Origin of the sequence: Frigoribacterium sp. UYMn621 (genome assembly GCF_040549525.1) — a bacterium.
Taxonomy (GTDB): Bacteria; Actinomycetota; Actinomycetes; order Actinomycetales; family Microbacteriaceae; genus Lacisediminihabitans.
In genome coordinates this window covers 90134-116932 of the sequence record NZ_JBEPTM010000003.1, presented here as the reverse complement: position 1 = coordinate 116932, position 26799 = coordinate 90134, and the positions used below count along the sequence as shown (strand labels likewise).

The window sequence follows — 26799 nt, the reverse complement described above, 5'->3', positions numbered from 1 at the left end:
TCGTCGCGGCGCGGTCGCTACCGCGCGCTGCGCCACTCGTCGGCGAGCAGCGCGTAGGCGAGGCCATCGAGCCATTCGCCGGAGCGATGCAGGGATCCGCGCACGTCGTGCGACTCGCGACGCATGCCGACGCGCTCCATCAGGCGCCAGGACGGCTCGTTGTCCGCGAAGCAGTCCGCGATCACCCGACGCAGGTGGAGCTCCTCGAAGCAGATCCTGATCACTTCCGCGACGGCCTCGGTGGCGTAGCCCTTGCCGGTGAATGCGGGATCGAGGCTCCAGCCGAGCTCGGCTTGCACCGCGCGGGCCTGTTCCCGCACCTCGGCCTGCGCCCAGGCGTCCCCGATCGCCAGCATCAGGTCGCCGATCACCCTGCCGTCGAGCTCGATCACCAGGGTCTTGGCCAGCCGCCCTGGCTCGACGAAGTCCGCGAGATAGTGCTCGCTTTCGGGCTGGGCACTGGTGATCCAGCGGGACACTGAGTCCTGCCCGCGGTACAGCCAGGTCGCGGGGCCGTCTGCCTCCACGGCGGGTCGGATCTGAAGACGCTCGGTGCGAACGGGCCACGCGACAGCGTCGATTCCCTCGCTCATGATCCCGGAGCACTCTCTCCCGGCGCGAGGGGACCCGGTGCGAGCAGATCGGGTCGAACCGTGCGTGTGCGCTCGAGCTGCTGCTCGTGCCGCCACGTCGCGATCGCCCCATGATTGCCGCTGAGAAGCACGGGAGGCACCTCGAATCCACGCCAGACGCCCGGTTTGGTGTAGCTGGGGTACTCGAGCAGGCCGTCGGAGTGCGACTCCTCGACGAGACTCTCCGGGTTGCCGACGACACCGGGGATCAGCCGGCCGATCGCCTCGATCATCGCCATCGTCGCGACCTCTCCCCCGTTGAGCACGTAGTCGCCGAGGCTCACGAGACGCACCCGGGCACGGGTCGCGGCGTAGTCGACGACGCGCTGGTCGATGCCCTCGTAGCGTCCGCAGCCGAAGACCAGCCGGGGCTCTGTCGCGAGCTCGTTGGCCAGCTTCTGGGTGAAGAGCTCCCCCGCCGGCGAGGGGAAGATCACGACCGGGGCATCCGCCCTCTGTGCCTCGCCGGCATAGAGGATGCTGTCGAGCGCTTCGCCCCAGGGCTCCGGCTTCATCACCATTCCGGCCCCGCCGCCGTAGGGGGTGTCGTCCACGGTGCGGTGACGGTCGAAAGTGAAGTCTCGAAGATCGTGGATGCCGAGCTCGATCAGGCCGGTCTGGCGGGCCTTTCCGAGCAGGGACACATCGAGCACGGAGAAGAACTCCGGGAAGATGGTGACGATGTCGATACGCATCGCGAGGCCCCTCAGTTAGTCCGTCGACTCCGCGTCGGGTGCCGTGTCGGGTGCGTTGTCGGGAGCCTCGTCGTCGTCGGGAAGCTCCTCGAACAGCCCGTCCGGCGGTGTCACCGTGAGGGTGCCAGCGGCGATGTCGACGGTAGGCACGATGGCCTTCACGAAAGGAACCAGAACCTCGCCGGTCTCGGTCGTCACGTGAATGAGGTCCTGCGAGGGCAGGTGATCCACCTGGCTGACGGTGCCGACACGGATGCCGTCCCGCATGACCGCGAGCCCGACGAGCTGGTGGTCGTACCAGGCATCCTCCTCGTCGGAGGCGGCGGCGAGGTCGTGGTCGATCCAGAGGATCGCCTTGATCAGGGCCTCCGCGGCGGACCGGTCGGAGACATCCTTGAAGAACGCCACCGGCTGCAGGTTGTACCACTTGAGTTCGATGAGCTCGAGCGTCTTCCCGTGCCACGGGGATGAGGTCGGCACCTGGAGGGTGAACACGGCGCCCGGAACGAAACGTCGTTCCGGGGCATCCGTGTACAACTCGACCTTGATCGCTCCCTTGAGGCCGTGGGCCTTGGTGAGTCGACCGACCCGCAACTGGTCGGACCCTGATGGGGCCGGTGCGGGCTGTGTGCTGGGTTGCGGGTTGTTAGAAATCGGTGTCCACCACGTCGACGCGCACCTTACGACCGTCGGCGATGGCCGAAACGAGGGTGCGGAGCGCCTTCGCGGTGCGACCGGCGCGACCGATTACGCGACCGAGGTCCTCGGGGTGCACTCGCACCTCGAGAACCTCGCCACGCGGTGAGTTCTTTGCTACGACCTGAACCTCGTCGGGGTTGTCGACAATTCCCTTGACGAGATGTTCGAGGGCGGCTGCGAGCATTGCCTACGCCTTGTCGGCGCTGGCAGCCTCGGCGTCAGCCTCGGTCGCGTCGTCGGCCTTGGCTTCGGCGGCGTCGGAGACGGCCTCGACCTTCGCGGCGTCGGCGTCGTTCAGGCCCTCGACCGCGGGGGCGATCTCGTCGTCAGGCGCCTCGGCAGGAGCCTCGACCTTGGGCGCGGGCGCCTCGGCCTTCGGCTTCAGGACGGGCTTCTTCTTCTCGTCGGCGACGAAGTCGACCTTCGATTCCTTGGTCTTCACGGTGCTGACGGCGTTCTTGTCGCCCTTGAAGATTCCCCAGTCGCCCGTGAGCTTGAGGATGGCGGCGACCTGCTCGGTCGGCTGCGCGCCGACTCCGAGCCAGTACTGCGCGCGCTCCGAGTCGACCTCGATGAACGAGGGCTCCTCGGTGGGGTGGTACTTGCCGATCTCCTCGATGACACGACCATCACGCTTGGTGTGTGAGTCGGCAACAACGATTCGGTAGTAAGGAGCGCGGATCTTGCCCATGCGCTTCAAACGGATTTTTACAGCCACAATTCTCCAGAGATGATTTATGAGGGCGAACTGCTTGCCGTGAGCGTGGGGTGCACACTCGGCAGAAAAGCTCTGATGGGAGACGCTGCCGCCTGATTAGAGGGTCGAACGGCACATGTCTCGACTGATCATTCTTGCAGGTTTTTGGGGATTCAGGAACCAATCGTGGTGCGCGGCGCTCGCGAACGCCTGCGCGAGACGGCGACACCCACCAGGCAGACGACGCCACCGACGATCGCGAGGGGGGCCGGAACCTCCCGGAAGAACAGCAGCGCCTCGACCACTACGAGCGTCGGAACGATATAGGTGGTGACCGCGAGCGGCCCGGCCGACATCTTCGACAGGGCGTAGGCCCAGGTGCTGAAGGCGATCGCCGTCGGCACGACGCCGAGGTAGACGGCCCCGAGGATGCTCGTCACCGGTGCCCGCGAGAGGTCGTGGATGAGACCGCCGGTGAAGGGCAGACACGCAACGGCTCCCACCGCGCAGCCGAGGAAGGTGACCTGGCGGTTCGGCAGCCTGCGCAAGACCGGCTTCTGGCAGATCACCCCGATCGCGTAGGTGACCGCCGCGACGATGGCCCAGATCACGCCCGCCCCGTCGCCGATGCGGGTGATCCCACTGGAGATGCCGATGAGAACGACACCGAGGAAGGCGATACCGGCTCCGATCGCCAGCCAGCGCGGGATGCCGTCGCCGAGGAACACCCCGGCTCCCAACGCGATGAGCACCGGTCCGATGCCCACGATCATCGCCGTGGTTCCGGCGTCAAGCGACTGCTCGGAGATGTTGAGGGCGACGTTGTAGGCGGCGAACCAGGACAGCCCGAAGACGACGATCAGCACCCACTCCCGCACCGTCGGTCGCACCCAGCGGTGGCCGATCAGCAGCAGCGACAAGACCACCGTGCCCACCAGCAGTCGTGCGAAGGCGAGCGATCCGCCGGCGAAGTGCGGAGCGACCCCGCGGATCACGATGAACGCGCTCGACCAGGCGAGCAGGGTCACGACGATGGCGATCAGCACCGAGGTACTGAGCCGGGGTGCTGAAAGCTGAGGGGCTCCCGGCTTCACGCCGGGGGTGGGGATGGTGGTCATCTGCTCAGGTTATACACAGCTACCGTCGCCCCGGAACGACCGGGAGTTCGATGTCCGGAATCCGCGCAATCGTGGCCGAAAACGCCCCCGACAGAAGTCGATCGGCGGCTGAAACCGCCCGGCGGTGGCGCTATTCTCCGAAGCCCGGTGCGACCCGCGGCCACGGGCGGAGGCGTTCGAGCTGGGTGGCGAGGGAGAGGATGAGTGCCTCTCCGGCCCCATCGGGCTGCGGCTCCGCGACGATCTGCACCGCGAGAGGAACCTTCGCCGTGGCGTGCCAGCCCGCGGGGATGCTCGCCGCAGGCCACCCGAGGAGGTTCCAGGTGGACGGGTACGGCGCGTACCGGATGTTCGAGACCATGTTGGCCCACCAGCCGCGTTCGTGCCAGTTGCCGGCGACCGGCCCGGGCTGCGCGAGTGTGGGGGTGAGCAGAAGGTCGTAGTCGGCGAAGAAACCGTGAACCCGGGCGCGCAGTCGATCGACGGGCGCGTTCTTCAGCAGCCCGGCCCGGCGTGCGATCCTGCCGAGCCTGGCGTGCACCCTCACGCGCCGCTCCAGCCGTGCGCCGTCCAGAGTCTCGGCATCCGTCGCCGTCCCCGCGAACCAGCGGGCGAGCAGCGGCAGCGGATTCGGGTCATAGGGAAACCTGACTTCGGTGACGAGATGACCGGCCGCCCGGAGTGCTGCCGCCGTCTCCGCCAGTCCTCGGCGCCACTCCGGGTCGAGGGACACCAGAGGTGAGGGCTCCCCCGCCGCGATCGCGATGCGCAGCGGCCTCGACGGTTCGACCGGCGAGGCCAGCTCCGGGCGGCCGGCCATGACCGAGAGCAGCAGCGCGGCATCGGCCACGGTCGTCGCGAGGGGACCGTTCTCGCTCATGCCGAGCCAGGCATCCACACCGATGTCCTGGGGCACGAGCCCACTGCCCGGCTTGATACCGAAGAGACCGCAATTGGCGGCCGGGATGCGCACCGACCCCATGCCGTCGTTGCCATGCGCGACGGGAACCTGACCGGATGCCACGGCGGCGGCCGATCCCCCGGACGAGCCTCCCGGGGTGCGCTCCGGGTTCCAGGGGTTTCGCGTCACACCGTAGACCGAGTCCGTCGTGCCGAAGACACAGAGCTCGGGAACCCGCGTGATGCCGACGATGACGGCTCCGGCCGCACGCAGGCGGGCGACGATCTCGTGGTCGGCGGACTGCGGAGTCGCGCTCGTGGCGGCGGAACCGTCGCGCATCGGCTCCCCCGCCACCGGGATGTTGTCCTTGATGGCGATGGGCACGCCGGCCAGAGCAAGAGTCGACAGGTCGGCTCGGGCATCCACCCCCGCGGCCTCGGCGAGCGCCCTCTCGGCACGCACCACCTGGAAGGCCCCGAGCCGCACTCCCGCTTCGATCCGGGCGAGCGCGGCGCGGGTCGCATCGACGGCGGTGAGGGTGCCGGACCGCACTGCGGCGGCCGACTCCACGGCGGTGAGGAGGGTCATGGCCTCAGCCTAGGACCCTCCTCAGTGCGTAACCGTCAGGCGTTCTTGCTGTCGCGCCAGGAGAGCCAGTCGCGCACCGGGGCGAGGTCGTAATCCGGACCGCTGAGACCGATCGTGAAGAGCGTGGTGCCGAGGGCGTGCAGGGCGTCCGCTTCGTCGGGGGTGCGCCCGCGCAGTTCGGTGGAGATCTCGATCTGGGAGACGTCGCGACCGACAGCCTCTCCGTGCTCGGCGAGGATCCCGAGCTTGCGCTGCAGGGTCTCAGGGTCGCTGAAGGAATGCCAGATGTCAGCGTGCTGCGCCACGATGCGCAGGGTCTTCTTCTCGCCCCCACCGCCGATGAGCACGGGGATGTGACGGGTGGGAGGAGGGTTGAGCTTGCCCCAGCGCTCCTCGATGATCGGGAGGTTGGCTGCGAGGGCGTCGAGACGCTGGCCGACGGTGCCGAATTCGTAGCCGTACTCGTCGTAGTCGCGTTCGAACCATCCGGAACCCGTGCCGAAGATGAAGCGGCCGGTGCCGGTGCCCTTCGCACTGATGTGGTCGATGGTGCGCGCCATGTCGGCCTGAAGGTTGGCGTTGCGGTAGCTGTTGCAGTTGACCAGGGCGCCGAGCTCCACTCGGGAGGTCTGCTCGGCGAGCGCGGCGAGCATGGTCCAGGACTCGAAGTGCAAGCCGTCCGGTTCGCCGGAGAGGGGATAGAAGTGGTCCCAGTTGAAGAGGATGTCGGCGCCGAGCTCCTCGAGTTCGGCGGCGGTCTCGCGAATCTTCTCGTAGCTCGCATGCTGGGGCGCGATCTGCACGCCGAGTCGGACGGGACGGTTTGGGGCATCAGTCATGCCTCAAGCCTATGACGATCCGTGCGGCATCCTCATAGGAAGACCGCGTTCACTTGGTGTTCGTGAACCGCATTCGAGCCTGCGCCTCCACCCTTCTGGTCGCCGGCGCGATGCTCCTGCTTTCCGGATGCTCGAATGCTGCGCTCACCACCGACACCAATTCGAGTTCAGCTGCGACGCGACCGGTGGTCGTGGCCATCGGCGATTCGATCATGAAGGGTCACGGTCTGCCCGCGACGCAGGCGTGGCCGGCCATGCTCGCCGCAACCAACGGCTGGGACCTGACGAACCTCGCCTGCGATGGAGCCGGTTTCGTCGCAGCCGGCGACGACAATGACTGCGGTGCGGACTTCTCCGGGCTGGTCGCCGAGGCGGTGGCCCTGCATCCGGCCCTCATCCTCATCTCCGGAAGCAGCAACGACCTCGGCACCGACAACGAGCAACTGAACACCGAGACGGAGTCGGTGGTCTCGAGCCTGCGGGCGAAACTGCCGGCGACGACCATCGTCGGCATCAGCACGGTGTGGAACGACACCGTCGCCCCCCAGCAGATGGATGACATCAACGAGCAGGTGCGCACGGCGATCCTGGGGGTGAAAGGCACGTACCTCGACATCGGCCAACCCCTGGCCGGCCACCGGTCCTGGCTGCAGTCGGACGACATCCACCCGACCCTGCGCGGACAGCAGCAACTCGCGACGGTGATCGCGGGGGCGATCCGCAGCGCGAAGCTGTCGATCTAGGCGCCCCCTGTCGGCGGCGTCGCGCCCTTCCCGGGCCGTCGCGGACATTCCGGTCCGGCGTGCCGGCCCGAGTTGTCCGTGGACGCCCGGATTCCCACGCGGGAGTTCCACGCTCGAGTTCCAGACGGGAGATCCACGCGGGAGTTCCACGCGGGAGTTCCACGCGGGAGTCCGGCGCCGGACGTCAGCCGCGACCGAGCAGCTTCTGTAGGCTCGCGAGTTCTTCCTCTGAGGGCCCGGGCTTTGCGGCAGTCCCGCCGAGCCCGAAGCCGGATCCGGCAGCTCCGGTCGACGGCTTCGCCCCCGACGCGAGAGCGGCGTTCTCTGCGGCCCGCTTGGCGGGGTTTCCCGATTTGGAGCCCTTCTTCGCCTGTACCTTCTTGGCCGCGCCGAACTTCGCACCGGGGATCGGACCCATGCCCGGCACCTGCGGCATCCCGCCCTTAGCGACGGTCTTCATCATCTTTGCGGCCTGCTCGAACCGGTTGACGAGGGCGTTGACCTCGGTGACCGTGGTGCCGGATCCACGGGCGATGCGCACGCGGCGCGACCCGTTGAGCACCTTGGGCTGGCGACGCTCGCCGATGGTCATCGACTGGATGATGGCCTCGGTGCGCGTGATCTCCGACTCGTCGAAGTTGTCGAGCTGCTGGCGCATGCCCTTCGCGCCCGGAAGCATCCCGAGCATGTTCTTGATCGAGCCCATGTTCTTGAGCTGCTGCATCTGCTGCAAGAAGTCCTCCAGCGTGAAGCTGTCGGTCATGAACTTCTCGGCGACCTTGCGAGACTCCTCCTCGTCGAAGGTCTTCTGCGCGGTCTCGATCAGGGTGAGGATGTCACCGAGGTCCAGGATGCGGCTCGCCATCCGATCCGGATAGAAGGGCTCGAAGTCATCGAGCGACTCGCCCGTCGAGGCGAAAATGATCGGACGCCCGGTGACGGATGCCACGGAGAGCGCGGCCCCACCGCGCGCGTCGCCGTCCAGCTTGGTGAGCACGACGGCGGTGAAGTCGACTCCCTCCTGGAAGGCCTTCGCGGTGGCGACGGCATCCTGGCCGATCATCGCGTCGATGACGAAGAAGACCTCGTCGGGGTCGATGGCGCGGCGGATATCGGAGGCCTGCTTCATCAGGTCGGCATCGACACCGAGACGGCCGGCCGTGTCGACGATGACGATGTCGTACTGCTTGTCGCGGGCGAACTTCACGCCGTCTTTGGCGACCTTGACCGGGTTGGCCGCGCCGCCGAAGAACGACCTCGGCGCGGCATCCTCGGCACCGACGTTGCCGGGTTCCGGTGCGTAGACCGCGACTCCGGTCTGCTCCGCGACGACCTTGAGCTGGGTGACGGCGTTCGGCCTCTGCAGGTCGGCGGCGACGAGCAGCGGGGTGTGGTTCTGTCCGGCGAGCCACTTGGCGAGCTTGCCGGCGAGGGTCGTCTTGCCGGCGCCCTGGAGGCCGGCGAGCATGATCACGGTCGGCGCGGTCTTGGCGAACTGGATGCGGCGCGCCTCACCACCGAGGATCGTGATGAGTTCGTCGTTGACGATCTGCACCACCTGCTGGGCAGGGTTGAGTGCCTTCGAGACCTCGTCGCCGAGGGCGCGCTCGCGCACCCGCCCGGTGAAGTCCTTGACGACATCGAGGGCGACGTCGGCATCGAGCAGGGCGCGACGGATCTCGCGCACCGTGCCATCGACATCCGCGGCACTCAGTTTGCCCTTGCCGCGCAGGTTCTTGAAGGTATCCGCGAGGCGGTCAGTGAGATTTCCGAAGGTGGCCATGATGCCACCAGTTTAACCCGGGATCCTGAGGCATCGCGTCGGGCGGATGCGACTCGAATGCTGCCGGTCCGCAGCCGGTTCGATGCAAATCCGCCGCGCGGTTCGATGCCATCCGGAGCCGCTTCGGTGGCCGCTCGAGTGCCGCTTGAGTGCCGCTTCGACTGCCCGCTCGAGTGCCGGTCGACTGCCGTGGCGGTGGCCCCTTCGGTGCCCGCTCGAGTGCCGCTCGACTGCCGAAAATCGAGTGTTATGTCGCAGGACTTCGGTGACAGTTCTGCGACATAACAGCACACTCAATCGAGTCGGGACCAAACGCGGGTCAACAGCCTCCCCGGTCGCAACAACCCCCGAGTCGAATACTCCGCCACCGGCACACTCAATCGAGTCGGGACCAAACGCGGGTAAACAGCCTCCCCGGTCGCAACAACCCCCGAGTCGAATACTCCGCCACCGGCACACTCAATCGAGTCGGGACCAAACGCGGGTAAACAGCCTCCCCGGTCGCAACAACCCCCGAGTCGAATACTCCACGGCTGCAGCTCGCCGGCCCCGGCTGCCGGCCGGCGGCCGACCCCACCCCGCCAGACCCCGGTACGGCGGACCCGCAGCGCAGCCGAGCGCAGCGCACCGCACCCCACCCCACCCCACGCCACCCCGACCGGATGCTCGGCCCTAGGCTCACAGCATGCGATTCGGAATCACGATCCTGCCCCAGCAGCCCTGGGCCCAGGCGAAGAATCAGTGGGCCCGCGCGGAGGAGCTCGGCTTCGACCACGCCTGGACCTATGACCACCTCTCCTGGCGCAGCCTGGCCGACGAGCCCTGGGGCGCGACGATCCCCACTCTCACCGCCGCCGCGACCGTGACCTCACGCATCCGCCTCGGCACCTTCGTGTCGTCGCCGAACTTCCGGCATCCCGTCACCTTCGCGAAGGATGTCGCCACGGTCGACGACATCTCCGGCGGTCGTTTTCTGCTCGGCATCGGCTCGGGTGGCACCGGCTTCGACGCCTTCGTGCTCGGCCAGCCTCCCCTCTCGCCTCGCGAGCGCCACGCTCGTTTCGCCGAATTCGTCGAACAGCTCGACGGACTTCTGCGCTTCGAGCACGAGGGTGCGATCTCGTTCGCCGGCGAATGGTTCACGACCCACGAGGCGCGCATGGTGGGGGTGCCCGCTCAACTGCCGCGGGTGCCATTCGTGATCGCGGCCAACGGTCCCAAGGGTCTCGACCTCGTGGCGCGCTTCGGTCAGGGCTGGGTGAGCACGGGCAGGGATGGTGTCACCGGCGAGGAGTGGTGGCAGTCCGTCGCGACGCTGACCGGTCGGCTCGATGACGCCGCCGAGCGCGCGGGACGGGACGCGGCATCCATCGACCGCTACCTCTCCATCGACTCCGGGGGCACCTTCGCGCTGTCGAGCACCGGCGCCTTCGACGACCTCGTCGGGCGGGCAGCTTCGCTCGGGTTCACGGATGTCATCGCGCACTGGCCGCGGCGTGACGGCATCTACGCCGGATCCGAGGACGTGCTCGAAGCGGTCGCGTCTCGGTTGCCCGCGCTGCGCTGAGCCCTGTCCTCTCACCGTCACCGACACCGGCTCGCCCGCGCGAGATCTTCGGCAGAGCTGTCTGCAGGCGGAGACCGACACGCGGACCCCGTCGAGCAGACGGGAGCGCCAGTCCCCCCACGCCCGAGCCACCTAGGCTCCTTGCATGCCCGACTCCGCACTCCGCACCGTTCCGCTCGGCTCCACCGGCATCGAGGTCAGCGAGTTCTTCTTCGGCGGCGCCGCGATCGGGGGCATCGGATCCGCGCCCTCCCGCATCGGACTCGGCATGAAGACGGATGAGGCGCTCGAGCGGCTCGACGAGGCCTACGAGGTCGGGATCCGGGTGCTCGATACGGCCAATTCCTTCGCGGGCGGCGAGAGCGAGCGAGTGATCGGTCGTTGGCGGGAGGAACGCGAACGGGCCGATGTGCTCGTCTCGACGAAGGTCGGCAACGTGGTGGAGCGCGGCCAGGAGACCATCTCGCTCGCGGGCGACCACATCGAGCGGCAGCTCGCCCTGAGCCGATCGCGCCTCGGCTCCGTCGACCTGTACCTCGCCCACGGCTTCGACGAGCGCACGCCACTCGAGGAGACGATCACCGCGTTCGCCGCCGCGATCGACACCGAGCAGATCCGAGCCTGGGGATGCTCCACCGGTTCGGTGCGCGAGGTCGAAGCCTGGCTGCTCGCCGCCGATCGCGCCGGGCTGCCCCGCCCGGCCTGGGTGCAGTCCGAGCTCAGTCTCGTCTCCCGCGGCGTGGAGCGGGACCTGCTGCCACTTCTCGCCGAAGAGGGTCTCGGATTCCTGGCGCACTCGCCGCTTGCCGGCGGCATCCTCTCGTCTCGCTATCTCACCGAGGACCCGGAGGAACTTCCCGATCCCGCCCCCGGCAGCCGACTCGCCCTCGCCCCGGCGATGTACGCCACGGCCTTCACGCTGGCGAACCTGGCCCGCGTGTCCGAGCTCTCGCCGCTCGCGCGCGAACGCGAGGTGAGCATCCCGGCCCTCGCGCTGGCCTGGCTGCGGCGACATCCGCTGGTCACCGCCACGATCATCTCCCCGCGGCGTACGGAGCAGTGGGACGCGGTGACGGATGCCGCGTCGATGGACTTCGACGAGGCCCTCGCCGAGCAGGTGGGCGCGCTCTTCGCCTGAGGCCCCGCCCCGCGCCGCCCCGCCCCGACCGACCGAAAATGCAGGAGATTCGCCACCAAACGGCGGTCCGCGCGGCCATGGGGGCCTTTTCGAGGCGAATCTCCTGCGTTTTGGGAAAGTGGTTTCGAGTGCGGGTGTCCGATGAGGGGCGGGGACGATTCCGGGAGGGGTGCTGCGCGCGCCGCGCTAGCCTTAACGGATGACACTCGTCCTGCCTTTCGACGGCCACACTCCCGAAGTCGATGCCTCCGCCTGGGTCGCCCCGAACGCGACGCTCATCGGGCGGGTCACCCTCGCAGCGGACTCGAGTGTGTTCTACGGAGCGGTGCTCCGCGCCGACTCCGACTCGATCACGATCGGGGCGGGAAGCAACCTGCAGGACAACGTCGCGGTGCACTGCGACGGAGGCAAGCCGACCACGGTCGGTGAGCGCGTGAGCGTCGGTCATTCCGCGGTGCTTCACGGCTGCACCGTCGAAGACGATTGCCTGATCGGCATGAGCGCCACGGTGCTCAACGGCGCCGTGATCGGTGCCGGCTCTCTCGTAGCCGCGGGTGCCGTGGTGCTCGAGGGCAGCATCATCCCGCCCCGATCGCTCGTCGCCGGGGTTCCCGCCAAGGTGCGCCGCGAACTCACGGATGAGGAATTCGCCGGGGTCGTCGCGAACGCCGCGCACTATGTCGAGCTCAGCCGAAAGCACGCCGCGCTCTGATCGCCGCGCGCTCCGCACTCTCCGGCATAACTCCTGCAGATTTTCTGGCGGCAGCTCGGCATGCCCGAAAACGCGGGGGCGTAGACGCCACCGGGCCCAGATTGCAGGAGTTATGCGCATGGGGTGCGCAGGGGTGCTGCCGGCAGGAGCTGCTACTCACACTGGGTCGGCGTGATCCTGAGAGAGCTGCGATAGGGGGCAGCTGCAGACTCCGGGATGATGGTCGGAGTCTCGCCGGTACGAGGGCGACGGGGCTGCACCCTCACCGCGCGGTAGGAAAATCCGTCTTGATCGCTGGCTTCCCAGTGGAAATCGACGAGCTCGCCGACGTCGAGACTGCGATACCCCGGCATTTCGAGAGCGGAGAAATGCGTCCAACACCCGCCCGGGGTTTCACCCGAGGCGATCACGCCCCAGCCGTCTTCGTCCGACCACTGTGCGACGGTTCCGAGGCTTGACACGAGACGGAACCTAGCGCCGATCCGCCAGCGCGATCACGATGATCGCAGCGATGGGGATCAGGCAGACCGCCAGCGCAACGGTAGGCACCATCTTCGCCTCCGACCGCACGAGCCCGATGATCGCGAGCACGAGGGCCACGAAGAGCACCGCAGATCCCACATAGAAGATCACGATGCTCGTGCTGATGGCTCCCGCCCCGTTGAGCGTCGCATCGATTCCGCTGACGAAACCCCAGATGGCCAGTCCGACCCCGACGACGGCGAGGGTGAGCGAGACGAGCGCCACCCGGCTGTAGGCACGCTCCGACGGAGTCTCGATCCGGGACATGCTCACGACCCGATGAGATTCTGCACGAACACGTGCGGGGTGAATCCGGTCAGGTCGCCGATGCCCTCACCCTGCCCGACCAGCTTGATCGGAATGCCGGTCTTCTCCTGCACCGAGAGCACGAAGCCCCCCTTCGCCGAACCGTCGAGCTTGGTGAGCACGAGTCCGGTCACCCCGGCATGCTCGATGAATGCCTCGGCCTGGGCGAGCCCGTTCTGTCCGGTGGTGGCATCGAGAACGAGCAACACCTCCGCTATCTCGGTCTGCTTCTCGATCACCCGGCGGATCTTCGCGAGCTCGTCCATCAGGCCACTCTTGGTCTGCAGGCGGCCGGCCGTGTCGATCAGCACGATGTCGATGCCCTCGCGTTGCGCCCGCTCCACGGTCTGGAAGGCGACGGATGCCGGATCCTGGCCCTGCTGCTGCGGACGCTGGATGGCGGCCCCGCCGCGCTCCGCCCAGGTCGCCAGCTGCTCGACGGCCGCAGCCCGGAAGGTGTCGGCCGCGCCAACGATGACACTTCGGCCGTAGCCGCCGAGGAACTTCGCGAACTTGCCGATAGTGGTGGTCTTGCCGACGCCATTGACACCGACGACGAGAACCACCGCCGGACGGGCGCTGAGGGTGAGAGTGGGATTGAGGCGGGCGAGCCGCTCCTCGAGGGTCTCGCGCAGCATCCGCTTGAGGTCGACCGGGTCGGTGGTGTTGAAGCGCTTTACGCTCGCGCGAAGCTCCTCGATGATCGCCTCGGTGAGATCCGGCCCGAAATCGGCGGTGATCAGGGCGTCTTCGAGGTCGTCCCAGGTCTCGTCGTCGATGGTCTTGCGAGCGAACATGCCCTTGAGAGCGCCCGAGAGGGACCAGGGAGAAGCCATAGGCCTATGTTACCGACCGGCCACAACGGCACCGGCGCATCCGGATCGACACGCGCCGCTCGGCAACGCCCGGCGTCGGTGACGACGCTCGGGATGTGGTTGGGTGAGCACGGGCACACCGTTCTGCGCCGAAGGGAGATCGCTGTTGCGAGTCCTGGTCTGTGGTGCGGGCGTCATCGGCAGCGCGTATGCGGCCCGGCTGCTCGGCGTCGGACGCGATGTGACGCTGCTCGACCGAGGCGCTCGTCTGTCCGAGCTGCGCGCCGACGGCCTGGCCGTCGATGAGCCGCTGGTGGAGACGAGCAGCGTCTTCGACATCAGGGCCATCGACGAGATCCCGGTCACCGAGACCTTCGAACTGGTCGTGGTGGCGGTCCGGCCGTCACAGTTGCTCAGCACTCTCCCCCTGCTCCGCAGCATGACCGACGGCTCGGATGTGCTCTTTCTCGGTGACCTCGCTCCTCACCAGCCCCAGCTCGTCGAAGCCCTCGGCGCGAGAGCGCTGTTCGGGTTTCCCTCGGTCAGCGGTGTTCGGGAGGGCTCGATCACCCGCTTCGCCCAGATCGATCGGCAGAAGACGGTGCTGAGCGAACCTGACGGTGCGATGACCACGCGCGTCCGCAACATCCAGACGGAGTTCAGCATCGCGGGATTCCCGACGGTGATCAGCACGGATTTCGCCCAATGGATGCGCGCAAGAGACGCCTTCATGGTGCCGATCGACTGCGCGCTCCACCGCGCCGGAGGCGACCCGGTGCGACTCTCCCACGACGATGACACCCTCCGGCTCATGGTGGCGGCCACCCGGGAGGCGTTCACCGTGCTGCATGATCGGGGCAATAGCGACATCGCCGCGGACCTCCGGCTGATCTACCAGCATCTCCCGACCCAGGTGGATCTCGCCCACTGGCACCGGGTGCTGCGCGACCAGCGCGGCGAGCTCTGGTTCGGCGCCCATGCCAGGGACACGGCCGGCTGGCTGTCATCCCGCGTCTCGGAGCTGAGGGCTGCTCTCGGCGACCATTCTGGCGCGACGCCGTCCTTCGATGAGCTCGTCTCCAGCCTCCGGACTCCAGGACCGAACCGAACCCCATCGTCGGGCAGGGCAGACTAGAGGGGTGACTTTCGCCTTCATCCGCCATGGCCAGACCGAGTGGAACCGCGAGCTGCGGCTCCAGGGCTCCTCCGACATCCCCCTCAACGACACCGGTCGGGAGCAGGCTCGGCAGGCCGTCGAGGTGCTCTCCGGCACGCGCTGGGATGCCGTGGTGAGCTCCCCGCTCAGGCGCGCCCGCGAGACGGCCCAGATCATCGCCGACGGTCTCGGAATCACACTGGGGCCGAGCTACCACGAGCTCGTCGAGCGCCACTATGGTGACGGCGAAGGGGCGACCGCAGAAGACATCGAGGCCAAGTGGCCGGATCACCACTATCCCGGGCTGGAGAGTCTCGACTCTGTCGTGGCGCGGGGCATCGCTGCCCTAGATCACATCGCCGACGACTACGGCGACGCGAATGTCGTCATCGTCTGCCACGGCACGATCATCCGCTACACGCTGGGCGCCCTCGCCGGCCAGCAACTCCCCGGCATTGAAAACGGGGCGACCGCCACCTTCGAGCGCATGGGCGAGGGATGGCGCGTGCACACCGTCAACGACGAGGCACTCGTCACCACCTGAGTCGTCGCTCAGACCGCCTGAGCGAATCCGAGCTCGGTGTCCGCGAGGTGCGCGAGCTCCTCGGGCAGTTCGAGTCCCTTGCGCTTCATCGACTGCGCCCACAACCGCCCGGCGCGATAGGAGGACCGCACGAGCGGGCCCGCGAGCACCCCGAGGAACCCGATCTCTTCGGCCTCCTCCTTGATCTCGATGAACTCCTGCGGCGGAAGGTAGCGCGCCACCGGCAGGTGTCGGGCCGTCGGTCGCAGGTACTGGGTGACGGTGATGATGTCGGTCCCCGCGTCGTGGAGGTCCCGCAACGCCTGGCTGATCTCCGCACGCTCCTCCCCCATGCCGAGGATCAGGTTGGATTTGGTGATGAGCCCGGCCTCGCGCGCGCTCGTGATGACACCGAGCGAGCGTTCGTAGCGGAACGCGGGACGGATGCGCTTGAACAGCCGCGGCACCGTCTCGACATTGTGGGCGAAGACCTCCGGGCGCGAGGAGAACACCTCGGCGAGCAGGTCCGGGTTGCCGGAGAAGTCGGTGGCGAGGATCTCGACTCCCGTTCCGGGGTTCACCTCATGGATGCGGCGCACGGTCTCCGCGTGCAACCAGGCGCCCTCGTCGGGCAGGTCGTCCCGGGCGACGCCGGTCACGGTGGCGTAGCGGAGCCGCATGCTGAGCACCGAATCCGCGACGCGACGCGGTTCGTCAGTGTCGTAGTCCGCCGGCTTACCGGTGTCGATCTGGCAGAAGTCACAACGGCGGGTGCACTGGGATCCGCCGATGAGGAAGGTGGCCTCGCGGTCTTCCCAGCACTCGTAGATGTTGGGGCATCCGGCCTCCTGGCACACCGTGTGCAAGCCCTCGTCTTTCACGAGCTTCTGCAGCTCGAGATACTCCGGCCCCTGGCGCGCAACCGTCTTGATCCACGGGGGCTTCCGCTCAATCGGGGTCTCGGTGTTGCGGATCTCGAGGCGGAGCATCCGTCGGCCCTCTGGCGCCGCGGTCATGCGGACACCGCCACGGCCTCGACGACGAGAGCATCGAAGCGTTCGGCGACCACCCGCGCCGCGTCTTCGGGGGTGACCTCGCGGCCGAGTTCGCGGCTGATCGTGGTGACGCCCGCATCCCGGATGCCGCAGGCGACGATGTGCGCGTAGGCGTCGAGGGAGTTGCTGCAGTTGAGCGCGAAACCGTGCATAGTGACACCGCCGGCGACGCGGATGCCGATGGCCGCGATCTTCTCCTCGCGCGCGGCGTCGATGATCCAGACCCCCGATCGCCCGGCGACTCTCACGCCGGCGACGCCGAAGTGGGCGATCACGTCGATGAGCAGTTCTTCGAGCCGGCGCACGTAGGCGACGACGTCGACCGGGTCGTGCAGGCGCAGGATGGGGTATCCCACGAGCTGGCCGGGTCCGTGCCAGGTGATCTTGCCGCCGCGATCGACGTCGATGACCGGGGAGCCGTCATCCGGGCGTTCGCTGGCCTCGGTGCGGGTTCCGGCGGTATAGACCGAAGGATGCTCCAGCAGCAGCACGGTGTCGGGCCGGGTTCCCTCCACAACGGCGGAGTGGATGCTGCGCTGCAACGCGAGCGCCTCGGGGTAGGGCAGGAGATCCGGTGCGAGTCCGGCGACGACGATATCGGCCATGGGGCAAGTGTAGGCATTTAATGGACGCAGTCCAACAATCCCTGCGAATCGGCGTTCGGGTTGCGCTCGTCGGCGTCGTGCCGAGGGGGTACTGCGGGGTGCGGCCGCTGGCTGCACTAGGGGGCTGCTCTGCTGAGGAGCTGCCGCTGGAGGCGACTGCTCGAAGCGACTTCGCCCGGCTCGACCGGCGCCAGGGGCTGTGCCGGGCGCGACTGGCGCGGGCGAAGAATCATCGAGTTGCACTCTTTTGCGACCTGCCCGGGCGTTGCACCCACAAAAGAGTGCAACTCGACGCGGACCCCGCAGGGCCGCAGGGGGCTAGCTTGCCTGCTCCGCTTTCACCCGCTGGCCGACCACCGCGCTGATGCCGTCGGCACGCATGCTCACGCCGTAGAGCGCATCCGCAATCTCCATCGTGCGTTTCTGGTGGGTGATGACGATGAGCTGCGACGTCTGGCGCAGGTCTTCGAAGATCTGCAGTAGGCGGCCGAGGTTGGCGTCATCGAGCGCCGCCTCGACTTCGTCCATGATGTAGAACGGGCTCGGGCGGGCCTTGAAGATGGCGATCAGCAGAGCGACGGCAGCAAGGGATCGCTCCCCACCGCTGAGCAGGGACAGCCGTTCGATCTTCTTCCCGGCTGGCCGCACGGTGACCTCGATACCCGTTGTCAACATGCTGTCGGGATCGGTGAGGAAGATGCTCCCGGTGCCACCGGGGAACAGGATCGGGAACACCGTGTTGAAGGCCTCTCGGGTGTCTTCGAACGCGCTCGAGAAGATGTCCTCCATCTTCTCGTCGATCTCGCCGATGATCGTGAGCAGGTCAGTGCGGGTCGAGGTGAGGTCGGTGAGCTGCTCGGTGAGGAACTTATGCCGCTGCTCGAGGGCGGCGAATTCCTCGAGGGCGAGCGGGTTGACCCGACCGAGCTGCGCGAGCTTTCGCTCGGCTGTGGCGAGGCGCGCCTCCTGCTCGGCACGCACGAACGGGATGCCGTCCGCCGGCGAGGTCTCGATACGTTCGCTGGCGCTCCCCCCGCGACCATCGATGCCGTCCGCCCGCGAGGTCTCGCCAAGGCCATCGGAGGCATCCGCCAGTCGAGTGGCGCCCGACGAAGGAGGCAGCGTGGCGGGACCACCATCGACCGGCACCGGCTGCTCGGGGCCGTACTCGGCCACGAGCACGTCCTCGACCAGACCGAGCTCTTCTCCGGCGCGCTCCAGCAGCGTCGAGAGGTGGAGCTTCTTCTCGTACACCTGCATCTCGAGCGCATGCACGCCCTCACTGATCGAGGTGAGTCTTTCACGCAGGGCGTTCTCTCCCCGGCGCAATTCTGCAAGCTCCTCGTTCTGGGCCGCGCGCTCGGACTCCCGCGAGGCGAGCTGCACCCGAGCCTCGGAAACCGACCGGTCCACGGCATCCAGCACCGCCGGAAGGGCATCGATCACTGTCTGGGCGGAGGCGACCTGCCGCCGACGGATCACCGCGCGACGAGCGGCTTCGTCGGCCGCCTCGCGCTCGGACTCCAACTGACGCTTCAGCTGCACGGCGCGCAGTTGCTCGGCCCGCGCGCGTTCCCGCGCGGTCTCCACCTGCAGCCGCGCCTCCACCTCGCGCTCGCGCGCCTCATCCAGGTCGGCGAGCACGCCCTCGCGGGCGGCCACGTCGAGGATGGGGCGCGGGCGGGAGACGAAAGTCCCGAGCTCCTGGGCGGCGCGTTCGGCGGCGGCGGCGGCATCCGTCACGGAGTCCGTGGCGAGGGCGAGCCCGCGCTCCAGCCGCTCGGCCTCGGCGGCGGCGGCCTCCAACTGCACTCGCACGCGGTTGAGCTTCTCGGTTTGGGCCGCAAGCTGAGAATCGAACTGGCGAAGTGCCGCGAGGGCGCGAGTCGACTGTTCCTTGGCGACCTCGAGGCGTCCGCGCTGCTCTGCGAGGGCGAACCGCGCCCGGTCGATGAGCGAGGTGACCTCGTCGAGGCGGTGTTTCGCGGCATCCCGGTCGGCCACGAGTTCGAGGCGGGAACGCTTGGCGCCCGATCCGCCCTTGAGTACCTGCGGGCTGAGAACGTCTCCCGCCTTGGTAATCACCGTGCTGAAGCCATCGGGAAGGTGGTTCACGGCTCGCTCTGCGGACTCGAGGTCGTCGGCAATGAGCACATCGTGGAGCAGCTCGCCGATGCCGGGGGGTGCGGTGATGACGCTCAAGGCCGTCACAACGTAGTCCTTGTTCATCGCAATAGCTCGAGCAGAGCCACTCTCGGCAACAACGATCTCCACTCTGCCGAAATCGCTCTGCGCCGACTGCCGGAGTGCCGCCACCCCTTCCCGGTGCGATGTGGCGAGCACGGCATCGGTGAGCGAGCCGAGGGCCGCGGCGATCGCGGCCTCGAATCCGGGCTGCACCTGCACGTGCTCGGCGACGAGCCCCTGGATGCCGTCGAGCCGCGCTGCGACGAGCGCGCTCGATCCGTCCTTCTGGTCCATCGCCGATGACAGGGCACTGACACGGGCGGCAAGGGCATCGCGCTCCCTCTCGTTTCCATGCAGGGCTTCGCGCAAGCGGTCGATCTCGGCCTCCGCGTCCACGACCTCGGCCTGGGCGCTCTGGTAGGCGGCGTCGAGATCCGTCTCACCGGTATCGGTCAACACCGCTTCGGCCTCGAGCGCGACGAAGGCGATCTGGGCGGTCTCGCGACGCTCGCGCGCCGCGTCGAGCGCGTTCTGCTGACGAAGCACCTCCCCGCGCACCGCGGCGAGGCGAGAGGCGGCGCTGTCCTTCTGCCCGGTGAGCTTGGAGATTTCGAGGTCGTGGCGGGAGACGAGGGAGGACTGGTAGGCGATCTGCTCGTCGAGCCCGTCGAGGTTCGCTCTCGCCGCGGTCGTGGCCGCCCGAGTCTCCTGCCAGGCCGCTTCGGCATCAACGATCGTCGCCGCGATGCGCTCGACCTCGTCTTCCGCGTCGGCAACCATCTGGCGGGTGACGCCCGGCGCCGCGTCCGGTCCGTCCGCCTGTTGGCCGAGCAGGGAGAGGCGTTGGTTGGCGAGGGAATACAGGTTGCGCAGCCGCTCCTGCACCGATTCGAGCCCGAAGGCGGTGCGACGAGCGACGTCCACCGCATCCCCCTCCTGCGACTGTTCGATGCGGTGCTCGCGCAGCTTCGCCTGATCGAGCTGCTCCTGCAGCACGATGCGCTCGGTCTTGCGCTCGCTCTCGCTTCGGGTCGACGCCGTGATGGCGGCGCGCAGGGTGACGACCTCGTCAGCCAGCAGTCTGGCCCGCGCATCCCGCACGATCGACGCGATCGACTGGGCTTCCTTGGCGATCTCGGCCTGGTGCCCGAGCGGCTTCAACTGGCGACGGATCTCCCCGGCCAGATCCGACAACCGGGTGAGATTCGCCTGCATGGCGTCGAGTTTGCGGATCGTCTTCTCTTTGCGGCGACGATGCTTGAGGATGCCCGCGGCTTCCTCGATGAACCCCCGGCGCTCTTCCGGGCTCGCGTGAAGCACGGCGTCGAGCTGTCCCTGGCCCACGATCACGTGCATCTCCCGCCCGAGGCCGGAGTCGCTCAGCAACTCCTGCACGTCGAGAAGCCGGCAGGTGTCACCGTTGATGGCGTACTCGCTGCCGCCGTTGCGGAACAGGGTGCGCGAGATCGTCACCTCGGCGTAGTCGATCGGCAGCGCGCCATCCGCGTTGTCGATGGTGAGGATGACCTCTGCACGACCGAGGGGACCCTTCGTCGCAGTCCCGGCGAAGATCACGTCTTCCATCTTGCCGCCGCGCAGGGTCTTGGCACCCTGCTCCCCCATCACCCAGGCGAGGGCATCGACGACGTTGGATTTGCCAGAGCCGTTCGGCCCGACGACGCAGGTCACCCCCTGCTCGAAGGCGAAGGTGGTCGGTTGGGCGAAGGACTTGAAGCCTTTGAGAGTCAGGCTCTTGAGATACACCGGCCTGCCCTTCTCCGTTCGACGACTTCTGGTCAACGGTACCGGAGAGCGGAGGGCATGCCCGGCAGGCGCCACCGGTGCCCTGCACCAGACCGGCCGCTCCCTCCCCTCGCATAACTCCTGCAGATCGGATGTGGCACTCGGCTCAGCCCTGACGACGACGGGCGTCACGGTCACGGCGAGACCAATAGCAGGAGTTATGCAGGGGGGTTGCGGGAGGCGAGAACCGGCGCCAGCGGGCTGCTGCCGGACTTCGGCCTCGTGATTCAGGGTCGGCTGCCCTGTATAACTCCTGCAATCCGGGGCGCGCGCGGCGACGTTCCTTGCCCTTTCGGGAGCGGGAGTCGATCCGCCACCAGATTGCAGGAGTTATGGCAGGCGCCACCGGTGACAAAAGTCACGGCGAGAGCATGAGAGGAGTCGTGGCGCGAGATGCGGGCCCACCGGGAGGCTTGGCCTATGACAGCTCCCGCGATTCACCTCACCGGCCTTTCGAAGAACTTCGGCACCGTGCACGCCGTCGTGGATGTCGACCTCCGCATCGACCGCGGGGAGGTCGTTGCGCTGCTCGGGCCGAACGGCGCGGGAAAGTCCACCACCATCGATCTCGCCCTCGGCCTCTCCCACCCCACCACCGGCACGGCCCGACTGTTCGATGGCGACCCCCGGGCCGCCATCGTCGACGGTCGCGTCGGCGCCATGCTGCAGGGCGGCGCGCTGCTTCCCGACCTCACTGTCGCACAGACCGTCGCCCTTGTCGCCAGCGCCCACCGCGCACCGCTCCCCGTCGAGGAGGCGCTCGAGCGGGCGGGCATCCGCGACCTCGCCGGCCGGCGCGTCAGCAAGCTCTCCGGGGGTCAGCTCCAGCGTGCCCGCTTCGCCGTCGCGGTGGTCTCCGACCCCCAACTGCTGATCCTGGATGAGCCGACGGCCGCCATGGACGTCGAATCCCGCAGGGATTTCTGGCTGTCGATGCGACAGTTCACCGAGGAGGGACGCACCGTCGTCTTCGCCACCCACTACCTCGACGAAGCGGACTCCTTCGCCGACCGCATCGTGATCATGGGCGCCGGCCGGATCGTCGCCGATGGGACCCCCTCCGAGGTCAAGTCGGTGGTCTCCGGCCGGACCATCCGGTTCGAAGTCGACCGTGATGACGCGGATGCCGCGGCCGCGGCGATCCCCCGGCTGCCGGGCATCCGGTCCCTCGACCGCAGGAGCGACCGCTTCTCGCTCAGGACGGACGACTCGGATCGCACCCTCCGGGCCCTCCTCACCGCCGTGCCGACGGCGCGCGACATCGAGATCTCGGCCCACACGATGGATGACGCGTTCCTCGCTCTCACCTCCACCACTCCCCCGTCCAGCGCAGAGCCGCTCCTCGTGAAAGCAGTCTGACCATGCCGTTTCGCTACATCCTCCTCGAGTCCCTCCGCCAGCTGCGCAATGTGCGCTCACTCGCCTTCACCTTCGTGATCCCGCTGGTGATGCTGCTCATCTTCGGCTCGCTCTACGGTTCGGGAGGGCAGCAGGAGCAGCGCTCCGGCCTCCCCTGGCTCATCGTCACGACAGTGCAGATGGCCTCCTACGGCGGAATGCTCGCCGCCCTCTCGCAGGCCTTCGCCATCACCACGGAGCGTTCGATCGGCTGGAACCGCCAATTGCGCATCACGCCGCTCTCCGGGGTCGGCTACCTCGTGTCGAAGGTCGCCGCTGCCCTGCTCGTGGCGCTCGGCACGATCATCGCCCTCTGCGCGGTGTCGATCATTGTGCTCGGAGCGCGGATGGATGCCCTGCACTGGTTCACCGCGATCCTGGGCATCTGGATCGGTGTCATTCCCTTCGCCCTCATCGCCGTGGCGCTCGGCCAGTTCGCCCGCCCCTCCTTCGCCCAGCCCCTCTTCACCGTGGTGTTCCTCGGCATGGCGATCCTCGGCGGGCTGTGGATCCCGCTCGAGGTGATGCCCACCTGGGTGATCTCGATCGCGCAGACGGTTCCCTCGTACTGGCTCAACAAGCTCGGCCAGATCGGGGCGGATGGCACGGGCAACGCCCTGCTGCCGATCATCGTCCTCGCCGCCTGGACCGTCGCACTCGCCGCCCTCATCACCTGGCGCTATCGCCGCGACGCCGCCCGCGCCTGAGCCGCTCGCAATAGGGTGAACACCGTGTCGACAGAGACTGCAGTGAAGGAACCATGGATGCCCGTGCGCGAGCGACTCCGCGCTCACGGTGCCCGCTCCTGGTACATCGGGGCCGGATCCGGCCTGATCTGGCAGGTCATCCTCGTCTTCGACGTGCTCATCCTCGACGGCCCGGTCGTCTCGAAGGTGCTCGGCCTCCTGCTTCTCGCAGTGCTCTACGCCGCGTTCATGCTGCTCGGCCCGATCCTCTGGGTCGAGAGCGTCCGCACCCGGCTGATCGCCGTCGCCGCGTACTGGGCCGCCTCATTCCTGCTCTTTCCCCTGATCGGTCCTGTCGCGATCTGGATGTGGCTGCTCGTGGTCTCGCTCGTGGCCTTCATCAACCTGCCGCTTCGGCTCGCGATCGGATTCTCGGTGCTCGTGATCCTGGTGCAGGGGGCGATCGGGGCTTCGGTGGGGTTCACCCTTGGACTGGCCTTCGCCCCGATGGTGACCGCGGTGGGCGCGGCGACATTCATCGGGCTCGGACTGATCTCCCGCACCAACGTCACACTGCGGGGGGCCAACGAGGAGATCGCCCGGCTGGCCGTCGTGGAGGAGCGCGCGCGATTCAGCCGTGACCTCCACGACGTGCTCGGCCACAGCCTCACCGTGGTCACGATGAAGTCGGAGTTGGCTCGCCGGCTGGTCACCATCGATCCGGAGAAGGCAGAGCTCGAGATCGCGGACATCGAACGCCTCACCCGGAGCGCCCTGGCCGACCTGCGCCTCGCGGTCTCCAACTACCGGGAGACAACGGTGGATGCGGAACTGGTCGCGGCGAAGACTGCACTCGCGGCCGCCGGCATCCAGTCCCACCTGCCGGAGTCGGTGCCGGCGATCGACCCCCGGCAGCAGGGAGTGTTCGCCTGGGTCTTGCGCGAGGGGGTCACCAACGTGATCCGCCATTCGGGGGCGACGGCATGCTGGGTGACCATCGACCACCGCTCCCTCACCGTGGCGGACGACGGGCGCGGTCCGGGCGCGATGCTCACGGATGCCCCGGTCACCGGAAACGGCCTGCGCGGCCTCCGCGAGCGCAGCGCCGCTGCGGCGGCAGAACTGCTGGTGGGGCAGAGCCGCCAGGGTGGATTCGAACTCGTGGTGCGCGGTGCCGCGTGAGTGAGGCGATCCGCATCGTGATCGCCGACGACCAGGCCCTGGTGCGTGGCGCCCTTGCTTCCCTGCTGTCACTGGAACCGGACCTCGAGGTCGTCGGGCAGACGGGTCGCGGCGACGAGGTCCTCGAGCTGGTGACCGGCACCGGGGCATCCGTCGCCATGCTCGATGTGGAGATGCCGGGCCTCGACGGTCTCGCGGTCGCCCGGCAGCTGCGGGACTCCGGCCTCGACTGCAGATCGCTCATCGTCACGACCTTCGGTCGGCCGGGCTACCTCCGGCGCGCGCTCGAGTCCGGAGCATCCGGTTTCGTCGTGAAGGACACCCCCTCGCACCAGCTCGCGGATGCCGTGCGCCGCGTGCACGCCGGGTTGAGGGTGGTGGATCCCACCCTGGCCACCGAGTCGCTCATCTCCGGCGGATCCCCGCTCAGCGCGCGAGAGACGGACGTGCTGCTCGCGCTGCGATCCGAGGGGAGCATCGGGGATGTCGCGAAGCAGTTGCACCTCTCGGAGGGCACCGTTCGCAACCACCTCTCCTCGGCCATCGGCAAAACCGGGGCGCGTAACGGAAGCGAGGCCGTGCGGATCGCCGCCGACAACGGCTGGCTGCTCTCCTAACGCTTCGGTATCGATCGAGGTCGCGGCACCCAGCCCGGAGGTACTCTGGTCGGCTGTCCCACCCCTGACGGCAGTAGAGGGGCCACCACCGTGACCGACTTCACGATCGAGCGGGTCGTCATCCCGCCTCATCTCGAGCATCCGGACGCCCTCGACTTCGTCGCGACCGCCGAGGTGCGCAATGCCTGCGAGGTCGACGGTTTCGGCACCGAAGAGCTCGCCGTGACGCCGGCGGAGCTGCTGCCCGTCTGGCTCGACCAGGAGTATGAGCCGAAGCAGCTCTTCGCGGCGCGGGTGGACGGACGCATCGTCGCGCGCGCGATCTTCGAGACCCGGCCCTCGGCGGAGGGTGACATGGCGTGGATCTCGGTGCAGGTGCATCCGCAGTTCCGGCATCGGGGCATCGGCACCGCCCTCAGCGATCGCCTGGAGGAGATCGCCGCCGCCGAGCGCCGCAGCCGGCTGGTGGTGTACACCGTGTCGAAGGCGGCCGAGGGAGACCGGCTCGCGTCGCCCACCGGCTTCGGATCCGTGCCCGCCGACAACAGCGAGGTGAGGATGCTTCTCGGCCGCGGCTTCCGGCTCGAGCAGGTCGAGCGCGCCAGCCGGCTTGCTCTTCCCGTGCCGGCCGCCGCCATCGACGCGCTCGTCGAAAGGTCGCAGCAGAGGGCGGGCGCCGACTACCGCATTCACCAGTGGACAGGTCGCACGCCGGAGCGCTGGCTCAACGACATGGCGCTGCTCTTCACGCGCATGAGCACGGATGCGCCATCCGCGGGCCTCGAGGAGCCGGAGGATGTCTGGACCCGCCAGCGCCCGATCGACTACGAGGATCGCGCCGAAGCCGGCCCGAAGACATTCCTCGTCTCCGTGGTCGAGCACGTGCCGAGCGGGCGGCTGGTGGGCCTCACCGAACTCGGGGCGCCCGCCGAGGTCGATCGTGCGGTGTCGCAGAACGACACGATCGTGCTGAGGGAACACCGCGGACATCGGCTCGGGATGCTGCTGAAGGCGGCGAACATCCGCCACCTGCAGGCGGCGGCCCCCGGGCATCCGTCGATCATCACCTTCAATGCCGAGGAGAACCGTCACATGCTCGATGTGAACGAAGCCGTCGGCTTTATCCCGATGGGCTACGAGGGCGCCTGGAAGAAGGTGCTCCCTGGCCCGTGACGGTCAGCTGCCCGACGGGGTGCAGTCCTTCCACGCCGGACTGGATTGCACCGCCTTGGCAAAGGATTCGATGGTGGCTCCGTAGCCCCCGGCGACGGCGGTGTCGGCGATCTTCTGCCTCTCGGCGCCCTTTGCCTGCTTCGGGGTCGCGTGAAGAGTCTTGAGATCGGCCTTCAGGGTCGCCGGCAACGGGCGGAGTTTGTCGCCGCGGTGATCCTTCCGCCACTCGGCCCGGGCTTCGACGGCGGCGCCGTACCCGCCGTCGATGGCCTTGGCCCTGATCTTCTTCAGTGCGTCGCGACGGTCGGCGCCGGGCTTCAGCGCCCGTGCCGCCTTCAGGTCGCTGCGCAACTCGCTCGGAACGGCCCTCCAGGCCGAGATGAGATGCTCGCCGAAGGAGCAGCTCGCCGCGCTGGTGCTGACTGGCGTCGGGGCCGTTGCCGCATTCGCGGCGAGCCCGCCGGTGCCGAGCGCGAGGGCGAGCCCGGCGCTGACAGCGACACCCCTGGCCCAGCGTGCGGCGGTCTTCGTGTTCTTCATGACTGTCCTCCCGTGGGGGCCGCCGTTCTGCGGCCCTGATCCATGATGCTCGCCCGGTGTCTGGCGGGGGTTCGGCGAATGTTCGGGCAACGTAAGACCGGCGCGAATGCGCGGCCGGG

At 68.1% G+C, this 26799-nt stretch carries 27 protein-coding genes; 11 read left to right on the top strand and 16 right to left on the bottom strand.

What is annotated here, in order from left to right; all coding sequences use genetic code 11:
* Window positions 1-17: 17 nt before the first annotated feature.
* The 8 genes from ABIB54_RS06860 to ABIB54_RS06825 form a co-directional block, all read right to left on the bottom strand.
* The gene (locus ABIB54_RS06860) at window positions 18-593 is read right to left on the bottom strand and encodes a GNAT family N-acetyltransferase (RefSeq protein WP_354574772.1); all 576 of its coding nucleotides are present in this window, start codon (window positions 591-593) and stop codon (window positions 18-20) included.
* Window positions 590-1327, bottom strand: coding sequence for a tRNA (guanosine(37)-N1)-methyltransferase TrmD (trmD, locus tag ABIB54_RS06855; RefSeq protein WP_354574771.1), 738 nt, complete (start codon window positions 1325-1327; stop codon window positions 590-592). The genes ABIB54_RS06860 and trmD overlap by 4 nt, the downstream gene beginning before the upstream one ends.
* 15 nt (window positions 1328-1342) lie before the next feature.
* Window positions 1343-1981, bottom strand: coding sequence for a ribosome maturation factor RimM (gene rimM / locus ABIB54_RS06850; RefSeq protein ID WP_502917106.1), 639 nt, complete (start codon window positions 1979-1981; stop codon window positions 1343-1345).
* Entirely contained in the window at window positions 1974-2210 is a 237-nt protein-coding gene (locus ABIB54_RS06845) for an RNA-binding protein (RefSeq protein WP_185201169.1), read from the bottom strand. Before ABIB54_RS06845 ends, rimM begins: the two co-directional genes overlap by 8 nt.
* A gap of 3 nt (window positions 2211-2213) precedes the next feature.
* Window positions 2214-2744 carry a 30S ribosomal protein S16 gene (rpsP, locus tag ABIB54_RS06840; RefSeq protein WP_354574769.1) on the bottom strand — a complete coding sequence of 177 codons (531 nt, stop codon included), beginning with the start codon at window positions 2742-2744 and terminating at the stop codon, window positions 2214-2216.
* Between the two features lie 152 nt (window positions 2745-2896).
* Complete coding sequence (locus ABIB54_RS06835) at window positions 2897-3841, bottom strand: DMT family transporter (RefSeq protein ID WP_354574768.1); 945 nt, start codon at window positions 3839-3841, stop codon at window positions 2897-2899.
* 130 nt (window positions 3842-3971) lie between these two features.
* A complete protein-coding gene (locus ABIB54_RS06830) occupies window positions 3972-5330 on the bottom strand; it encodes an amidase (protein WP_354574767.1) in 1359 nt (452 codons plus the stop codon).
* Window positions 5331-5365: 35 nt separating this feature from the next.
* Window positions 5366-6169, bottom strand: a complete 804-nt coding sequence (locus ABIB54_RS06825; RefSeq protein WP_354574766.1) for an LLM class F420-dependent oxidoreductase — start codon at window positions 6167-6169, stop codon at window positions 5366-5368.
* 62 nt (window positions 6170-6231) lie between these two features.
* Here ABIB54_RS06825 and ABIB54_RS06820 point away from each other — a divergent pair, with 62 nt between their 5' ends.
* Window positions 6232-6912: an SGNH/GDSL hydrolase family protein gene (locus ABIB54_RS06820; protein ID WP_354574765.1), complete on the top strand. Its 681-nt coding sequence runs from the start codon at window positions 6232-6234 to the stop codon at window positions 6910-6912.
* A 184-nt stretch (window positions 6913-7096) separates the two neighbouring features.
* Here the strand turns inward: ABIB54_RS06820 and ffh are convergent, their stop codons facing one another.
* Entirely contained in the window at window positions 7097-8695 is a 1599-nt protein-coding gene (gene ffh, locus ABIB54_RS06815) for a signal recognition particle protein (RefSeq protein ID WP_354574764.1), read from the bottom strand.
* A 685-nt stretch (window positions 8696-9380) separates the two neighbouring features.
* On the opposite strand from ffh, the gene ABIB54_RS06810 reads away from it, so the two are divergent.
* From ABIB54_RS06810 to ABIB54_RS06800, 3 genes are all read left to right on the top strand, one after another.
* The gene (locus ABIB54_RS06810) at window positions 9381-10262 is read left to right on the top strand and encodes an LLM class flavin-dependent oxidoreductase (RefSeq protein ID WP_354574763.1); all 882 of its coding nucleotides are present in this window, start codon (window positions 9381-9383) and stop codon (window positions 10260-10262) included.
* Window positions 10263-10407: 145 nt separating this feature from the next.
* Window positions 10408-11400 (top strand): aldo/keto reductase, encoded by a 993-nt coding sequence (locus ABIB54_RS06805; RefSeq protein WP_354574762.1) that lies wholly within the window; start codon window positions 10408-10410, stop codon window positions 11398-11400.
* A gap of 199 nt (window positions 11401-11599) precedes the next feature.
* Window positions 11600-12112: a gamma carbonic anhydrase family protein gene (locus tag ABIB54_RS06800; RefSeq protein ID WP_354574761.1), complete on the top strand. Its 513-nt coding sequence runs from the start codon at window positions 11600-11602 to the stop codon at window positions 12110-12112.
* A gap of 152 nt (window positions 12113-12264) precedes the next feature.
* Here ABIB54_RS06800 and ABIB54_RS06795 read toward each other — a convergent pair whose 3' ends face one another.
* Genes ABIB54_RS06795 through ftsY form a run of 3 tightly spaced genes read right to left on the bottom strand, consistent with a single transcriptional unit; the run spans window position 12265 to window position 13776 of the window.
* Entirely contained in the window at window positions 12265-12573 is a 309-nt protein-coding gene (locus ABIB54_RS06795) for a cold shock domain-containing protein (protein ID WP_354574760.1), read from the bottom strand.
* A 10-nt stretch (window positions 12574-12583) separates the two neighbouring features.
* Window positions 12584-12907 (bottom strand): hypothetical protein, encoded by a 324-nt coding sequence (locus ABIB54_RS06790; RefSeq protein ID WP_354574759.1) that lies wholly within the window; start codon window positions 12905-12907, stop codon window positions 12584-12586.
* On the bottom strand, window positions 12904-13776 hold the full coding sequence (ftsY, locus tag ABIB54_RS06785) for a signal recognition particle-docking protein FtsY (RefSeq protein WP_185201180.1): 873 nt from the start codon (window positions 13774-13776) through the stop codon (window positions 12904-12906). The genes ABIB54_RS06790 and ftsY overlap by 4 nt, the downstream gene beginning before the upstream one ends.
* A gap of 103 nt (window positions 13777-13879) precedes the next feature.
* Between ftsY and ABIB54_RS06780 the strand changes: the two genes are divergently transcribed.
* Both ABIB54_RS06780 and ABIB54_RS06775 read left to right on the top strand, forming a co-directional pair.
* A complete protein-coding gene (locus tag ABIB54_RS06780; protein ID WP_354574758.1) occupies window positions 13880-14890 on the top strand; it encodes a ketopantoate reductase family protein in 1011 nt (336 codons plus the stop codon).
* A gap of 4 nt (window positions 14891-14894) precedes the next feature.
* Window positions 14895-15455: a histidine phosphatase family protein gene (locus ABIB54_RS06775; protein WP_354574757.1), complete on the top strand. Its 561-nt coding sequence runs from the start codon at window positions 14895-14897 to the stop codon at window positions 15453-15455.
* A gap of 8 nt (window positions 15456-15463) precedes the next feature.
* On the opposite strand, the gene lipA is transcribed toward ABIB54_RS06775, so the two are convergent.
* From lipA to smc, 3 genes are all read right to left on the bottom strand, one after another.
* The gene (gene lipA, locus ABIB54_RS06770) at window positions 15464-16450 is read right to left on the bottom strand and encodes a lipoyl synthase (protein WP_354574756.1); all 987 of its coding nucleotides are present in this window, start codon (window positions 16448-16450) and stop codon (window positions 15464-15466) included.
* Window positions 16447-17094 (bottom strand): lipoyl(octanoyl) transferase LipB, encoded by a 648-nt coding sequence (gene lipB / locus ABIB54_RS06765; protein ID WP_354574755.1) that lies wholly within the window; start codon window positions 17092-17094, stop codon window positions 16447-16449. The genes lipA and lipB overlap by 4 nt, the downstream gene beginning before the upstream one ends.
* 318 nt (window positions 17095-17412) lie before the next feature.
* Entirely contained in the window at window positions 17413-21045 is a 3633-nt protein-coding gene (gene smc, locus ABIB54_RS06760) for a chromosome segregation protein SMC (RefSeq protein WP_354574754.1), read from the bottom strand.
* 459 nt (window positions 21046-21504) lie between these two features.
* Here smc and ABIB54_RS06755 point away from each other — a divergent pair, with 459 nt between their 5' ends.
* The 5 genes from ABIB54_RS06755 to ABIB54_RS06735 all read left to right on the top strand — a co-directional run bounded on the left by ABIB54_RS06755 (window position 21505) and on the right by ABIB54_RS06735 (window position 26140).
* Window positions 21505-22443, top strand: coding sequence for an ABC transporter ATP-binding protein (locus ABIB54_RS06755; RefSeq protein WP_354574753.1), 939 nt, complete (start codon window positions 21505-21507; stop codon window positions 22441-22443).
* Window positions 22444-22445: 2 nt separating this feature from the next.
* Window positions 22446-23189, top strand: a complete 744-nt coding sequence (locus tag ABIB54_RS06750; protein WP_354574752.1) for an ABC transporter permease — start codon at window positions 22446-22448, stop codon at window positions 23187-23189.
* Window positions 23190-23246: 57 nt separating this feature from the next.
* Window positions 23247-24350, top strand: coding sequence for a sensor histidine kinase (locus tag ABIB54_RS06745; protein WP_354574751.1), 1104 nt, complete (start codon window positions 23247-23249; stop codon window positions 24348-24350).
* Window positions 24347-24967 (top strand): response regulator, encoded by a 621-nt coding sequence (locus tag ABIB54_RS06740; protein ID WP_354574750.1) that lies wholly within the window; start codon window positions 24347-24349, stop codon window positions 24965-24967. Before ABIB54_RS06745 ends, ABIB54_RS06740 begins: the two co-directional genes overlap by 4 nt.
* A gap of 90 nt (window positions 24968-25057) precedes the next feature.
* The gene (locus ABIB54_RS06735; RefSeq protein WP_354574749.1) at window positions 25058-26140 is read left to right on the top strand and encodes a GNAT family N-acetyltransferase; all 1083 of its coding nucleotides are present in this window, start codon (window positions 25058-25060) and stop codon (window positions 26138-26140) included.
* Between the two features lie 3 nt (window positions 26141-26143).
* Here ABIB54_RS06735 and ABIB54_RS06730 read toward each other — a convergent pair whose 3' ends face one another.
* On the bottom strand, window positions 26144-26680 hold the full coding sequence (locus tag ABIB54_RS06730) for a hypothetical protein (RefSeq protein ID WP_354574748.1): 537 nt from the start codon (window positions 26678-26680) through the stop codon (window positions 26144-26146).
* Window positions 26681-26799: the final 119 nt, after the last annotated feature.